Origin of the sequence: Stutzerimonas decontaminans (assembly GCF_000661915.1) — a bacterium.
Lineage (GTDB): Bacteria > Pseudomonadota > Gammaproteobacteria > Pseudomonadales > Pseudomonadaceae > Stutzerimonas > Stutzerimonas decontaminans.
This window is the reverse complement of the sequence record NZ_CP007509.1, coordinates 3,154,142-3,168,468: the sequence shown is the minus strand read 5'-3', so window position 1 is coordinate 3,168,468 and position 14,327 is coordinate 3,154,142. Positions and strand designations below refer to the sequence as shown.

Below are 14,327 nucleotides of genomic sequence, written 5' to 3'. Positions count from 1 at the left end.
CACCCGCTCGCGTATTAGCCGGCCCGCCGCAATCCGTTCTTCCCGGGAAAGGAATACCGGATCTGCTGGCCTCTTGCTGGACGCCTTCTTGGGTTCTTTCATCCGTGTCCCTCCTCTTGGCCGCATCGCCAAGTGCATGTCGCTTCTAGAACGGCCGCCCCACGTAGAAATAGAAGCTGCTGTTGCCGTCCTGCGCACGTCCATAGCCGAGATACATGGGGCCGATAGGGCTGTCGGCGGCCATGAACACACTGGCTGATCTCAGCCAATCCTCCGTGTTGCCGGGCACCAGCGGATTGCCGATGCGGCTGGCTTCCAGCGAGATGCCGGCGTAGGCGCCTTCGAAGATGCTGCTGCGTAGGATCCGGTGGTAGTACATCACCCTGCCGAACTGCAGACTCTCGCCCGCCAGCTGGCCAGTGGCATAGCCCGAGCCGCTGAGGAATCCGCCCCACTGGAACTGGTCATAGCGCGGCAGCGGGTCGTTGCCCAGCTTGTCGCCGGCCTTTAAGCCAAAGTTGAAGGTGTGGTTGCCGAACGAGATCACGGCATTGGCGTCGGCATCCCACTTGGTGTATTCGTCGTCCGCGCCGAGGCTGGCGGTGGAGTCGAATACATTGACGCTGGCACGCCAGCCGGAGCGAGGGAAATGGATGCTGTCGAGCTGGTCTAAGATCAGCCGCGACGTAAACGCCCCTTGGTGGATGCTGGATTCGCCCACCGACAGGCTCTGCGGACCGGTGTCCAGCTGGGGCTTGAGCCTGCCGCCGAGCATGCCCAGGCGCAGCTCGCCATAGCGTTTGAGGTTGGCGCCGACATCGATGCCGGCCTGCCTGGAGGTCATCTCGTAGCCGGCAACCCGATCGTCGTCCCGATACAGGTCGGCAGTACGCCGCTCGACTTCGGCATGCGGCACGACGAAGAAAGGGCCGTCGGCGCTGAGAGGCTGGTAGAACTCGGTATACAAGCCGCTAACGTGGCCGAGCTGGACGTCGGTGCGCCACTCGGCGCCGAGTTCGTTAAGCCAGGTCCTGCGGTAGCTGCCGCGGAGGTTGAAGAACGCGTCGCCACTGAAGTCGCTGGATAGGCCGAGGCCGAAACGCAGGTAGTCCGGCCCCCAGACCTTCTCCACGGCGTCCACCACCAGGATGCGCTTGCCCGGCTCCTCGATGAAGCGGTAGGTGACGTGCTCGAAGTCGCCGGTGCCGTAGATACGGCGGATATCGCGGTCGAGGGCTTCCTGCTCGATGGGCTGGCCTGGCTGGGTTTCCATGTCTGCCTTTACAGTCCGTGGATTGACCCGCTGCAGGTTGTCGAAACGAATCTCGTCGACGGGCTGCAGGTCAGCAACCACGGTGACCTGCTGACGTTTGCGCAGGGCGGCATATTCAGCCTGAGGCAGGGACAATGCGGCGAGGCGCCCGGCGACCTTGCGCGCCGCCGCCTCGCCCAGCGGGGCGATCTGCTGCAGGTCGTCGAAGTCGCTGGTGGAGTAATCGCCCAGCTCCGGTGAAATGAGGATGTCGTCGGGCTGCAGCGCAGCCAGCGAGACCTGCACGTTCTGCTCGGTGAGGATACTGAGCATCTGCCCTGTCACGCCGAAGAAGCCGTTGAGGTCCTCGCGCTTGAGCAGTGGCGTGCCGACGTTGACCGCGATGATGATGTCCGCGCCGAGCTCCTCCCGCGCGGTCTGTACCGGCAGGTTGCGGGTAAGCATCCCATCTACCAGCAGCATCCCGTCGAAATCGGCCGGAGACACCGCGCCGGGCACCGACATGCTTGCACGCATCACGTTGGCCAGCTCGCCCTCCCTGAATACCACGGCTTTGCCGGTAACCAGGTCGGTGGCTACCGCACGATAGGGAATTGGCAGCCGGTCAAATTGGTAGTGGCCCTTGATCTTGGACAGCCGGCGCAACACGGTTTCCAGTTGCACACCGGTAACCACACCCTTTCCGACTTTGACCTCGCCGTCGCTTATACCGACCTCGGGGGTGAACAGGATGCCGTAGTCATCCCGCTTGCGGCGCATGGCCAGTTCCTGGCGGGGTGGGTTCTCCCGGAACAGCAGCTCGGTCGAGATGCTCTTGAGGATGGTGACCATCTCAGGCGTGGTGGTTCCCGTCGCATAGGCTGCGCCAACCAGCGCGCCCATGCTGGTGCCGGCAATGCAGTCGATCGGCACGCGGTACTCTTCGAGCACCTTGATCACGCCGACGTGCGCGGCGCCGCGGGCACCGCCGCCGGAGAGGACCAGGCAGATACGTGGCCGCAGCAGACCGTGGGCCACAGCCGCTTCATCTGGCTGCGCCGTTACAGCCATGGCGGGCACGGAGACCAGGCTGAGGCACAGCGCGGCAAGACCGAGTTGATCACGCAGATGCATCGGCAGTTCTCCCTTTTGCTGGCCGGGACCGCAGTGAGTATTGTCTAGCGGGAGGCTTCGTGCTCACCCAGGTTGGCGCCCGCCGGCTGCTCGCGGATGCGCCTGGAAAAGTCCGCTGCCTTGTCGGCGGCCTGGGCGCGGGCGTTGACGTGCACACGCTGCTGCAGCTCGGTAAACGACAATCCTTGATCGGCTAGGCGACCTTGCTCGTAGAGGTATTCCGGCAGGTAGCCGCTGGCGAGAATCTTCCAGTCGAAGGTCAGGTGATTCGGGTTGACCCGGCTATTCATCCAGATCGTGGTGGTGCAGTTGGTGGTCAGGGTGTTGTAGAACTCGGGGCGTTCATGCAGCGCGTTGATACGCTTGATGTACTCGAGGAACACCCGGCGAGCGTTGTCGACCTCGCCCTGCAGAGGGAAGATGTAGACCTGTTCGGGCGGCTCGCGTCGATAGTTGGTGCGCAGCCGAATCACGTCGCGCTCGTCGGCCACCACGTAGTAGAGCTCGTACTCGCGGAAGAAGCCCCTGAGGGTCGAATAGCCTTCGCCCTGTTCCTTGCGCGTCTCGATGGATATCGCCAGACGGTCGTCACCGCCGAAATCGAAGCTGAGGAATACATGGGCGATCGCCGGGCCCATCCAGTAAACGGCAATCATATCGACCCCCTGCAGTTCGCGCAGGTCGAAGCGCTTGTCGTACCAGGCCGGCGTGTAGTCGGTTTCGCTGTGATAGTCGAAGTTGCGGATGTTGTGCACCGTGACCAGATCGCCTTTGACGGTTGCATAGGGCAGGACCGCGACGTCGGCTTGCCATTGGCGATCGTTGGCGGGCTCTATGCCGCTCCACCAGACGCCCAGCGGCACCAGTACGGCAAGATAGGCGCCGAGCGCGTGCCAGCGCCATCGCCGCCAAGGCAAGGCGATTAGGGCCGCCAGCCCGGTACAAGCAAAGGCCAGCGCCAGGGCATTACGCAACGTTGTGTCATGGGCGCCCTTGATACCTATGGCCAGCGTACCCCAGCCTGCCGTCGCACCGACCAGAAGGGCGAGAAACAGCAGACCGGCAAAGGTGGCGATGCGCAGCCGAGTGTTGCTCATGAGTCTCGTCATTTCCTTGGGCACGTTTAAAGCCTGAGCGCGCAAAAGGCTCGGGCCAAGAAAGGCCGAGGACTCTGGAAAGATTGCAGCCGCACTGCCGTAGCCGAAAAGCAATCAATAGCGCATTACAAACTTATATCACTTTCCAAAAAAGAGTCGTGGCGCAAAATGTCAAGCCGCGGTTCTTGCCTCGAAATCAGTAGCTAATATCTTTTTAAAGGATGTTAGCGCCAGTGCGGGATATATTCGGGATAGTGCGGGGTGTAAGCCGAAGGGAATTAAATCGCCCGCTGCAATTGAATATAACCGGGAAGTTTCCTTTTCAGGTCATTAAGCCTGATCGCCTACTTTAAATAGCGAATAAAAATGCCTTGAGCTGTTCTCCGTTGTTATTTCAGCGGATTCCGATAGGTGCGCAAGCCTGCCGAATGTAACTGCAAGGCCCTGATGTCATTCGTTGAGCGTGCTCTGGCCGTCTGGCTATTAATTCCGAGTCGAAGCAGGAGTTCATGTCATGCAAGTTCCCAATAGGTGGCTGCTTCACCCGCTGGTTGTGGCCTGCATTGTCCTGGGCGTTCATACACCGGCCATGGCAGGCGGGTTAATTCTCTATGAAGTCGGCACAGACAACGTCGGCCTCGCCAATGCCGGCGCCGCGGCGCGTGCCCAGGATCCAGGCACCATGCTCAGCAATGTCGCCGGCCTGAGCTATCTGGAGGGGACCCAGGTCACCCTCGGTGCACAACTCTTGTATGGCGATATGGAGTTCTCGCCGGACGCTAACACTAACGTTCCGGGCAGCAGCAGCGGCAATATCATTGGCTGGTTGCCCGGCGGCAGTCTGTTCGTCAGTCGTCAGCTCGACGAGCGCTGGACGGTCGGCTTTGCCTCCTACGGTGACTTCGGCCTCGGCATCGACTACGACGATGGCTGGTCAGGCCGCTATTACATGCAGAACGCTACGCTGATGGGCATCACCTTCATGCCCTCAGTGGCCTACCGCATCAACGATAACTGGTCGGTGGGCGCCGGGCTGCGAGTCATGTACGCCCTCATGAACAGCGAGCTGGCGGTGGACAACAATCCGGCAGGCTATCTCAGTGTCCCCGATGGCGAGATGACCTACGAGGATGATGACATCGGCTATGGCACCAGCCTGGGGCTGATCTATCAGCCTCAGGAAGGCACCCGTATCGGCCTGAGCTATACCAGCGCGATAGACCTTGAGTTCAAGGACCGCTTCGATCCCGAGGGGTTGCGTCCGGGCGTGGCCGACGCACTGGCCTCGCGTGGCATCCTCGGTGCCACGACCCAGATCAGCATGGAAGTGCCGCAGACCCTGACCCTGAGTCTGTACCACCAGCTCGACCCGACGTGGGCGATCCTGGCCAGTGTCGGCTGGCAGGACTGGTCGAACTTCGGTGAGGTCGGCATCCAGCTCGATAGCGGCGACCCAGTCGATACCACCCTCGACGCCAACTATGACGACACCTGGCATCTATCGCTGGGCACTCAGTACCGTATGTCTCCAAAGCTTCTGTGGAGTGCCGGGGTGGCTTACGACAGCTCGCCGGTCAGCGACCGCGATCGGACACTGAGCATGCCTATCGGGGAAACCTGGCGCTTCGCGACGGGGGTCACCTACGCACTGGATCGCAACAGCGAGCTGAACCTTAGCTATGCGCTGGCCTGGATGGGCGACATGGAGGTCAGTCAGTCCAAGCGCCTGCCGCTCGACGATCCGAAAACAGTGTCCGGCTCATTCGACAATTCATTGATGCACGCCTTCAGCGGCAGCATGACCTGGCGTTTCTGACCAGCTAAACAAGGGGATACACCATGAAGATATTCATGCTCGTGCTTGGCGGTGCGCTGGTTTCGCTGCTGCTAAGCGGCTGCGCCAGCAAGATCACCAGCGCCAACCAGTATTCAGGATTTCTGAGCAGCTACGAGGGACTCGCCGAAACCCGCACGCCGAGCGGCAGTACGGTACTGCGCTGGACAGATCCCCGCGTCAAGATCAGCGACTACGACAACCTGATCTACAACCCGATTGGTTTCTACCCTCAGCCGAGCCCCAGTGAGCGCGTTAGCCAGCAGACCCTGCAGGATCTGCTCGAATACACCAACCGCCGCGTCAGTAGTTCGTTGGCGCAGCGTCTGCGCCTGGTCAGTGTCCCGGGACCGCGTACGCTGTCTTTTCGCGGAGCCATCACAGCGCTGGATGCCAGTAACCAGGGCCTCAAGCCCTACGAAGTCGTCCCGTTCGCCATGATCGCCGCGGGTGCCTTGACTGCGGCCGGCCAGCGCGACCAGAACACCGAGCTGTACCTGGAAGCCGAGCTTATCGACACGGCTACCGGCAAGCCGGTGCTTCGCGTGGCCCGTAAGGGCTTGGGCAAGACGCTGGAGAACGAAAAACAGGTCATCACCCTCGACGATCTGAAAAGCGTCATTGACGACATGACCCAGGACATCCTGCGCTTCCCCTGAGCAGCCTGTAGCCCATCGGGTGGAGCGGCTTGCCTGCATGGGCAAGGCCTGGAGCCAGGGCGCGTGATGACTCGGGTTCATCCTTCGGCTGGGTTACGCCATTGGCAGGCGGCGGATGCTGCAGGAACCCTCTGTACTGGAGAGCAATCAGGATGACCAACCGCAGAATCCACCGGCCTTCCTTGCTCACCCTGACGATGCTCCTTGCTTGCAGTGGGGGCATGGAGGCATTGGCCGAGGACAGCCAGGCGGAAATCGCCAAGAAGCTGAACAACCCGATCGCCGCGATGGTCAGCGTGCCCCTCCAGCTCAACCACGATGAGAATATCGGCAAGACCGACGCGGGCGAGCGTGATGTGCTCAACATCCAGCCGGTGGTGCCCATCGATCTCAACGCCGACTGGAACATCATTTCCCGCACCATCCTGCCAGTCATCCAGCAGAACGATATTCCACGCGGAACCGACAGGAGTGGCATCGGCGATGTGCTGCAAAGCCTGTTCTTCTCGCCCAAGGCCCCTACGGCGGGCGGCTGGATCTGGGGCGCCGGACCGGCGCTGCTGCTGCCCACGGCCAGCGACGAGCTGCTGGGCGGTGAGAAATGGTCTGCCGGCCCCACCGCCGTGATCCTCAAGCAGGAAAATGGCTGGACCTATGGCGTTCTGGCCAACCATCTCTGGTCCTTTGCTGGCGACGGCCAGCGCGAGGATGTCAGCGCCACTTTTCTGCAGCCGATACTGGGTTACACCACCGCCACGCTCACGACCTTCTCTCTGAACAGTGAGTCCACCTATGACTGGGAGACGAAGGAGTGGTCGGTTCCCATCAATCTGATGGCCACGCAGCTGTTCAAGGTCGGCGAGCAGCCGATGTCGATACAGCTGGGGACGCGCTATTGGGCAGAGTCGCCGGAAGCGGGTGTCGGGGGGTGGGGCTGGCGACTGACCTACACTCTGGTTTTCCGCAAATAACGGTCGTGGGCGCCGCCGTTAGCCGATACGGAATGTGCTATTTATTTTTATGCCATGGTTTAAAGCCATGGCCAGGGTAAGCAACTCCTTCAGTACACGGAATGGTAGCAACTGCAGATGACGCCCAACACTTCTGAAAAGTCTTGTAGCGTGCTACCGGCAGGGCACGTCCAGGCCATTCACTTCCAGCCGGTATCCCAGCTCATTCGCAAGCTAGGCGGCAATCCCGAATCGGTTTTTCGCATGCTCAATCTGAGCGAGGCGCTGCTACAGGATTCGGCAGCGGTGCTGCCGCTGAGCCTGGCCGGAGAGCTGCTGGCGCACTCGGCCAGGGAAACCGGTTGCGAGCACTTTGGCCTGCTGCTCGGTAGCCTCGGCGGGCTGGATCAGCTGGGGCTTATCGCGAACCTGATGGCAAAACAGCCCACCATTGGCGACGCACTCGCCACGCTTGTTCAATTCCACCACATAACCAACCGTACCGGATTGGCACTACTGCGCCAGGATAAGGAGGACGCCTACCTGGAGTTCTGTTCCATGGAAAGCAACTTCAGAGGGTTTCGGCATTTTCACGAAGGCGTAATGGCCATCGCACTCAACATCATGCGCAGCCTATCGCATGCCGGGTGGACGCCCACCGCAGTCTATTTTTCCCATCGTCCACCGAAGAACCCGCAGACATATGCACGATTCTTTGGGGCTCCCTGCTACTTCAACACCGCGCATGCCGAATTGCAGTTTCCAGCTGCACTGCTCCTGGCGCCAAACGCTGCGATGAATGCTAGCTCCATTACCTTTCTGGAAATGAATACGCTTGAAATGAGTGCGCTTGATTGGCTGGAGAGGGCACGGCGAACAGCCTACAGCCTGGTTGCCCGCGGTGACTGCAACCAGCCACGGTTCGCTTCGGCTCTGGGGATCAGCGTTCGAACCATGAACCGCCGGCTGGAACAGTCCGGCGTCTCCTATTTCGATATTCTCGACAACGCTCGCTATGTGGTCAGCCGCAAGCTGATACGGGAAACCGACATGCCGCTCAAGGATATCGCCGCGGCGCTGTCCTACACCGATGCCAGCTCTTTTACCCGAGCGTTCCGACGCTGGTCAGGTGTCACCCCCGAGCAGTGGCGAAAGGCACGATGCTCGTGATTGCCTGCTGCTTTGTACCATCCGTGGTGAAGACGCGGATGAGCTTCACCTACGCATCCGATGGTCGCTGCTGTGATTGATGGCGTGACGCAAATCGTCAGGGAAGGGCCTGCGCAGCCACACGGGCTGCGCCCCTTTTCCGTTACAGCGTGATCGCTATACCCGCTTGCAGGGTGCGGGGTGCGCCCGGGTAGGCCCAGATATTGCCCCAGGCGCGCTCTTCGTACTCTTCGTCGAACAGGTTGTTGAGGTTCAGGTTCAGGCGAACCCGTTCGGTCAGCGGGTAATAGGCGAGAAGGTCGACGGTGGTGTAGGCATCCATGTCGAACGCGCTGTTCGAGGCGCTGCCCTTGCGGTTGCCGACGTATTTGACGCCCATGCCGACGCCGAGCCCGGCCAGCGGACCTTCGGCGAACTCATAGGTGTCCAGCAGGTTGAAGCTGTGGCGCGGCACGTTGGCCAGGCGCGTGCCAACCGGCATCGACACGCTCGAGCTTTCGGTGACCTCGGCGTCTACATAGGCGTAGCCGCCGATCACGCGCCATTGCGGGGTGATGTTGCCGGCCACGCTGATATCGAAGCCGCGGCTGCGCGCTTCGCCGGCGGCGACCTGGTAATTGCTGTCGAGCGGGTCGCTGGTCAGCACGTTTTCCTTGGTGATGTGGAACAGCGCGGCGGTCACGCTCAGGTCATGTTCCGGCAGGTCGTACTTGATGCCGACTTCGTGAGCGATGCCTTTTTCCGGATCGAACGCCTGGCTGCTGCGGTCGGCGCCTCGGTTGGGCTTGAACGAGCGCGAGGTGTTGGCATAGACGGCCAGCGCGTCGGTCAGGTCGTAGATCAGGCCGAAACGCGGGGATACGGCGTTGTGCGCCTGGTCCCAGCTGCCGGCGGGAGTGAGCTTGTTGTCGTAGCGTTGCTCGAAACGTTCCAGGCGCGCACCGACCTGCGCTGTCAGGCGCTCGGTGAGGGCGATCTGGTCCTGCAGGAAGAACGCGTAGGACTTCAGATTCTCGTCATCGTAGGTGGTGGTGCGGGTCAGCGCCGGTAGCGGCTGGCCGTAGATCGGATCATAGAGGTCGAGCGGGAAGTCGCTGGTCGCACCGCCCGAGCGATCGATCTGGGAGTCGTAGTTGTATTCATCGAACTCCACGCCGAGCAGCAGCGTGTGGGCCAGACCCGCGGCATCGAAGTGACCTTCCAGATTGGCCTGCACCGCCAGGTCGTTCCAGTTCAGCCAGCGCTCGCTGTAGTTGCGGCCGACCGTGCGGCCGTCGGCGGCCAGGCCGTTGTTCTCCACCGCGCCGCCGTCCAGGCTACCGTCCAGGTACTGGACGCCGCCGCGCAGCATCCATTGACCGTCCAGTTGGTGTTCCAGGCGCAGTTGCGTGGTGGCGTTCTGGTTGGTCAGCTTGCCGGCACTCTCTTCACCGAGGAAGCGATCGCGCGGCAGGTCGCCTGCCTGATTCTGATAACGGGTCAGGCCGCGGTCCAAGGGATGACGGTTGTGCATGTAGTCGCCTTCGAGGATCAGCGCGGTGTCGTCACTGAGCTGCCAGCGCAGCACTGGTGCGATGTTGTAGCGCTCGCTTTCGACATGATCGCGGAAACTGTCGCTGCCTTCGGCGACCAGATTGAAGCGATAGGTGAATGCTGCGCTGTCATCCAGTGCTCCGGTGGTGTCCAGAGTGCCGCGGCGCAACCCATCCGTATTCACCTGGCTGCCGAGCACCGTGCGGCGCTCCGCCTGCGGCTGCTTGCTGACGATGTTGAAGGTGCCGCCCGGATCGCCGCGCCCGTAGAGCATCGATGCCGGGCCGCGCAGCACCTCGATACGTTCCAGCGTGCTGGCGTCGGGCATGTTGGGATAGCCACGGTTTACCGCAAAGCCGTTACGGTAGAACTCTTGAGTGCTGAAGCCACGCACCAGAAATTCGGTCAGTCCCTGGCCGCCGAAGTTATTGCCGCGCTCCACGCCGCCGGCGTAATCGAGCGCGTCTTCCAGGCGCGTTGCGCCAATGTCTTCGACCACCTGCGCCGGCACGACGCTGATCGATTGTGGGGTTTCATGAATCGCAGTGTCGGTGCGGGTGGCGCTCGCCGAGCGAGTTGCCCGATAGCCCTGCACAGGCCCGTCGGCGCGCTCGGCCGATGCGGTGACTTGCATCTCCTCCAGCGCCAGTGGGGTTGTCGATTCGTCGCTGGCAGAAGCGGTGATATGACAGGCTATGGCGGGAACCGCGAGCATCGGGAGGAGAAGGCGCCGCATCGAATGATCCTTGAGGGAAGGGAGCGAGGGCGGGCATCCTAATCTCAACGAAAACTATTATCAAATAGAAGGCGATCTCAACTTCCGCGCTGTAAGGCAGGTTGGGTGGGCGTAGCGGGCGCAGGCCAGATTGACCGCGCGGCGGCACGCACACAGCTCTTCCCGCAGCCCGCACGGCCTAGGCAGCGACGAGGCTCGGGCTCTGCTAAGCGCTCAGGTGGAGGCAACGACGATGCGGTCGCGGCCGGCTCTTTTCGCCTCATAAAGCGCTTCATCGGCGGCCTTGAAGGTCGCATCGCGGGTTTTGAAGCTGCCGCTGCAGGCGATGCCGATGGAGGCTGTTATCGGTGCGCCAGTGGGGCTTGCGGTCTGCCGCAGGCGGGCGAGCAGACGTTCTGCGGCAGTGCTGGCGCCGTACGCATCGGTCTCGGGAAGCACCATGAGGAATTCTTCGCCACCCATGCGGCACAGCACGTCGCCGGGGCGCGAGCACTCCTTCATGATCTCGGCAAGAAAACGCAGCACCGCGTCGCCCACGTCATGGCCGTGCTGGTCGTTGACCTGTTTGAAGTGATCGATATCCAGCGTCATCGCCGCGTAGTGCTGATCGAGCAGGTCGAATTGCTTGAGCGCGAACTCCATGCCCCGACGGTTGCGCAGGCCGGTCAGTGGATCGGTCATGGACGCCGCTTCCAGCGCGACCATCTTCTGCTGCAGCAGGGAAACGCCAGCGAGCATCGCGACCTTCAATCGCGAGACCTCGAAGTACCAGGAGTTGACGGTTGATATCCGGCTTGCCGCCTCCGCTGCGCCCCAGTGTTCGGCGGTATCGGCCAGGGCGCGGATCGGTGCGGAAATGAGCCTGGACAGCCACCAGAACACCGCGAGCGAGAACAGCGCGAAGGGCACGGCGTTGAGCAGGGTCGTGCGTGCCAGTTCTGCGAGCTTCGCTGTGATGGCCGCGGTGGGGCGCTGGGCGACGATGCCCCAGCCGGTGCTCTTCACGGGCGCGTAGCCGGCGAGCATGTCCACACCCTGCGTGTTGATGACGCGCTGACTGCCTTCGTGGCCCAGCAGTACCTCCTGTACCACGGCGTTGCGCGATACGTTCTGGCCGACCCGCTGCCCCTCCTCATGGAAGATCAGATTGCCCTGGGTATCGACGACGTACAGGTACGAGCCGTCGCGGTAATAGTGCACGCCAAGCAGTTCATGCAGCACGTTACGGTCGCGCAGGAACAGCGAGGCGCTGATGAAGCCGAGGTAGCTGCCGTCCGGTGCGAAGATCGGGTGAGACACCGCCAATAGGTAAGTGCCATCTGTGGCCACGTAGGGGTCGGTTATCAGTGGCACGCGCAGCGACAGCGCTTTTGTTGCGCCCGCGCTGTTGACCTTGATGCCGACCAGCGAAGCGCTTTCCGGTGAGGCCGAAACGATCTGGCCGTTGGCGCTGACAATGACGGCTCTGCTGAATTGGTCGCCCTTGAGCTTCAGGCGCGCGGTTTCAGCGTCGCGCCAGGCCTTGTCGTCGAAACGCGTCGACAGCGATTCCGCCGCGTAGGCCAGCTCTCGGCGGCTGTTGAGGAAGAACCGATCGGTGATGTCGGCCAGTTTCTGTGCGTAGGCACGGTTAGCCTCGAGGGTCTGCTCGAACAGCTGATCGCGCTGAGTGAAATAGCCGGCGAAGAAACTGTTGCCGAACGTCAGAAAGCCGGCAAGCAAAGCCAGCAGCAGCGTGAGTTTCTGTAGGTCCAGCTTGTACATGAACGCGTCCGGTATTCCGAAAAGCATGCGTGGCATCGACCGACTAAAAAATGCCAGTCGACCGTGCGAGCCAGGCGCTGCTGATCGAATCATACATGGCTGTCGCTTGGACGCGCTGGCTGCAATGCGCGCCTCTTGGGCTGGTGCGTGCGGATCCGGCAGGTTTGGCGGCTTGCACAAACAGGCCCGCAAATGCGGGCCTGTTGTGTTCGGCGGGCGAGGTCTCAGCCCTGGTGATAGCTCGGTGCGAGCTTGTAGACCGAGGTATCCAGCCCCTCGAAACGCGCTTTCAGTTGCAGTGCCAGGTAAAGCGAGTAGTGCCGTGACTGGTGCAGGTTACCGCCGTGGAACCAGAGGTTCTGCTGCTGGGTGGGCTTCCACATGTTGCGCAGCTCGCCTTCGTACGGGCCCGGATCCTTGGTGGTGCCGGAACCGAGCCCCCAGCAGCGCCCGACCTTGTCGGCGACTTCCTGGGAGATCAGCCGTGCCGCCCAGCCATTCATGGAGCCGTAGCCGGTGGCGTAGACGATCAGGTCGGCAGGCAGGCGGCTGCCATCATTGAGTACCACGGCATCCGCCTCGATGTGATCGACGCCGAGGCCCGGCCCGCTCTTCAGCTTGATGGTGCCGTTGGCGATCAGCTCGCAGGCGCCGACGTCGATGTAGTAGCCAGAGCCGCGGCGCACGTACTTGAGGAACAGACCGGATTCGTCATCGCCGAAGTCGAGCATGAAGCCCGCTGCGGCCAGGCGGTCGTAGAAGGCCTTGTCGCGTTCCTTGACCTGCTCGAAGGCCTGGCGATGGAACTGCGGCAGCACCTTGTAGGGAATCGAGGCGAACAGCATGTCGGCTTTGTCGGTGGTCAGCCCGCTTTCGATTGCATCCTCCGAATAGAGCGGGCCGAAGACCATTTCCATCAACGTGTCGGAGCGCACGATGTGGGTGCTGGAGCGCTGCACCATGGTGACGTCCGCGCCGTTCTCCACCAGATCCGCACAGATGTCATGGGCCGAGTTGTTGGCCCCGATGACTACCGCGCGCTTGCCACGCCAGGCATCGCCGCCGGGATGCTGGCTGGAATGGTGCTGCTGGCCGGCGAAGGTTTCCGCGCCCGGATAGACCGGCACGTTGGGCACACCGGACATGCCGGTGGCGAGGATCAGCTGTGCGGGCTTGAGGGTCATCGGTTTGCCGTCGCGCAGCACTTCGACTGTCCAGCGGCCTTCCACCTCGTCGAAGCTCGCCTTCACACATTCGGTTTTCGCCCAGTAGTTCAGCTCCATGACTTTGGCGTACATCTCAAGCCAGTCGCCGATCTGGTCCTTGGGGGTGAAGACCGGCCAATGCTCGGGGAAGGGCAGGTAGGGCATGTGGTCGTACCAGACCGGGTCGTGCAGGCACAGCGACTTGTAGCGCCCGCGCCACTGATCGCCGGGGCGCTCGGCCTTGTCGACGATCAGCGTCGGCACGCCGAGGCGCTTGAGCCGTGCGCCGAGGCCGAGGCCGCCTTGGCCGCCGCCGATGACCAGGCAGTAGGGCTCTTCGGTGATGCCCAGCGCGGCTTCTTCATCGCGGCGCTTTTCCAGCCAGTTGCGCTTGTCGGCCAGGCCGTGGCCGTGTTCGGCGCCCAGTGGGCGACGGCGTCCGAGCGGTTCCTCGTGCCCCTTGAGTTCACGCATGGTGGTCAGCAGCGTCCAGCACAGGCCGTCCTTCAGCCGCACATAACCCTTGCCGCGGGCGACATCGGTTTCCAGGCTGATCCAGCCTTCGAGCACGCCGTCGGCCAGGCTCGCCTCACCTTCGAGCTTCCAGTTGTCCGGCTGGGTGGCTTGCAGGCGGCTTTCCAGCAGGTCGCGAATGTCGGCCTTGCCTTCGAGGGTGACTAGGTTCCAGCTGAATAGCACCAGGTCACGCCAGTGGCAGTCGTCGGCGAACAGCTCAAGTGTGCCGTCGATGTCGCGCTGCGCCAGTCGCTGGCCGAGGCGTTCGACCCAGGCGGCCAGTTGTTCGGTAGGTGTGCGGGTGACGCTGGCCTGGCTGTCGCCGCCGAGGTCGCTGCCGTTATCGGTTTTCAGATCGAAGGGAACGTCGTTGCTGGGACGCATGGTGGTTCTCCTGGTCATTGTTGTTATTCACGGGGATACCGTGCTTTGCAGCAGAGCAAGCGGCGGGCCAGCAAGCGGCGCACCGCGTCGTGG

General features: G+C 62.2%; 9 protein-coding genes. 4 read left to right on the top strand and 5 right to left on the bottom strand.

From position 1 onward, the window contains the following. Positions 1-145: 145 nt before the first annotated feature. Positions 146-2,386, bottom strand: coding sequence for a patatin-like phospholipase family protein (locus UIB01_RS14440; protein WP_102857000.1), 2,241 nt, complete (start codon positions 2,384-2,386; stop codon positions 146-148). A 44-nt stretch (positions 2,387-2,430) separates the two neighbouring features. Continuing rightward, positions 2,431-3,483, bottom strand: a complete 1,053-nt coding sequence (locus tag UIB01_RS14435) for an Lnb N-terminal periplasmic domain-containing protein (RefSeq protein WP_051605090.1) — start codon at positions 3,481-3,483, stop codon at positions 2,431-2,433. A 514-nt stretch (positions 3,484-3,997) separates the two neighbouring features. On the opposite strand from UIB01_RS14435, the gene UIB01_RS14430 reads away from it, so the two are divergent. The 4 genes from UIB01_RS14430 to UIB01_RS14415 all read left to right on the top strand — a co-directional run bounded on the left by UIB01_RS14430 (position 3,998) and on the right by UIB01_RS14415 (position 8,096). Continuing rightward, a complete protein-coding gene (locus UIB01_RS14430; protein ID WP_051605089.1) occupies positions 3,998-5,299 on the top strand; it encodes an OmpP1/FadL family transporter in 1,302 nt (433 codons plus the stop codon). A gap of 23 nt (positions 5,300-5,322) precedes the next feature. Next, positions 5,323-5,976, top strand: a complete 654-nt coding sequence (locus UIB01_RS14425; RefSeq protein WP_038661865.1) for a DUF3313 domain-containing protein — start codon at positions 5,323-5,325, stop codon at positions 5,974-5,976. Positions 5,977-6,128: 152 nt separating this feature from the next. After that, complete coding sequence (locus tag UIB01_RS14420; RefSeq protein WP_038661862.1) at positions 6,129-6,947, top strand: hypothetical protein; 819 nt, start codon at positions 6,129-6,131, stop codon at positions 6,945-6,947. A gap of 117 nt (positions 6,948-7,064) precedes the next feature. Continuing rightward, the gene (locus tag UIB01_RS14415; RefSeq protein ID WP_080695092.1) at positions 7,065-8,096 is read left to right on the top strand and encodes an AraC family transcriptional regulator; all 1,032 of its coding nucleotides are present in this window, start codon (positions 7,065-7,067) and stop codon (positions 8,094-8,096) included. A gap of 142 nt (positions 8,097-8,238) precedes the next feature. Here UIB01_RS14415 and UIB01_RS14410 read toward each other — a convergent pair whose 3' ends face one another. From UIB01_RS14410 to UIB01_RS14400, 3 genes are all read right to left on the bottom strand, one after another. Beyond that, positions 8,239-10,365, bottom strand: a complete 2,127-nt coding sequence (locus tag UIB01_RS14410) for a TonB-dependent siderophore receptor (protein WP_038661856.1) — start codon at positions 10,363-10,365, stop codon at positions 8,239-8,241. Between the two features lie 213 nt (positions 10,366-10,578). Next, on the bottom strand, positions 10,579-12,129 hold the full coding sequence (locus UIB01_RS14405) for a sensor domain-containing diguanylate cyclase (RefSeq protein ID WP_038661853.1): 1,551 nt from the start codon (positions 12,127-12,129) through the stop codon (positions 10,579-10,581). Positions 12,130-12,353: 224 nt separating this feature from the next. After that, positions 12,354-14,234, bottom strand: a complete 1,881-nt coding sequence (locus tag UIB01_RS14400) for an NAD(P)/FAD-dependent oxidoreductase (protein ID WP_230585254.1) — start codon at positions 14,232-14,234, stop codon at positions 12,354-12,356. Between the last annotated feature and the right edge of the window lie 93 nt (positions 14,235-14,327).

Coding starts and splice junctions, on each gene's coding strand:
- UIB01_RS14405 (WP_038661853.1), bottom strand. CDS start 12,129: ATGTACAAGCTGGACCTACAGAAACTCACGCTGCTGCTGGCTTTGCTT.
- UIB01_RS14420 (WP_038661862.1), top strand. CDS start 6,129: ATGACCAACCGCAGAATCCACCGGCCTTCCTTGCTCACCCTGACGATG.
- UIB01_RS14440 (WP_102857000.1), bottom strand. CDS start 2,386: ATGCATCTGCGTGATCAACTCGGTCTTGCCGCGCTGTGCCTCAGCCTG.
- UIB01_RS14400 (WP_230585254.1), bottom strand. CDS start 14,234: ATGCGTCCCAGCAACGACGTTCCCTTCGATCTGAAAACCGATAACGGC.
- UIB01_RS14425 (WP_038661865.1), top strand. CDS start 5,323: ATGAAGATATTCATGCTCGTGCTTGGCGGTGCGCTGGTTTCGCTGCTG.
- UIB01_RS14415 (WP_080695092.1), top strand. CDS start 7,065: ATGACGCCCAACACTTCTGAAAAGTCTTGTAGCGTGCTACCGGCAGGG.
- UIB01_RS14430 (WP_051605089.1), top strand. CDS start 3,998: ATGCAAGTTCCCAATAGGTGGCTGCTTCACCCGCTGGTTGTGGCCTGC.
- UIB01_RS14410 (WP_038661856.1), bottom strand. CDS start 10,365: ATGCGGCGCCTTCTCCTCCCGATGCTCGCGGTTCCCGCCATAGCCTGT.
- UIB01_RS14435 (WP_051605090.1), bottom strand. CDS start 3,483: ATGAGCAACACTCGGCTGCGCATCGCCACCTTTGCCGGTCTGCTGTTT.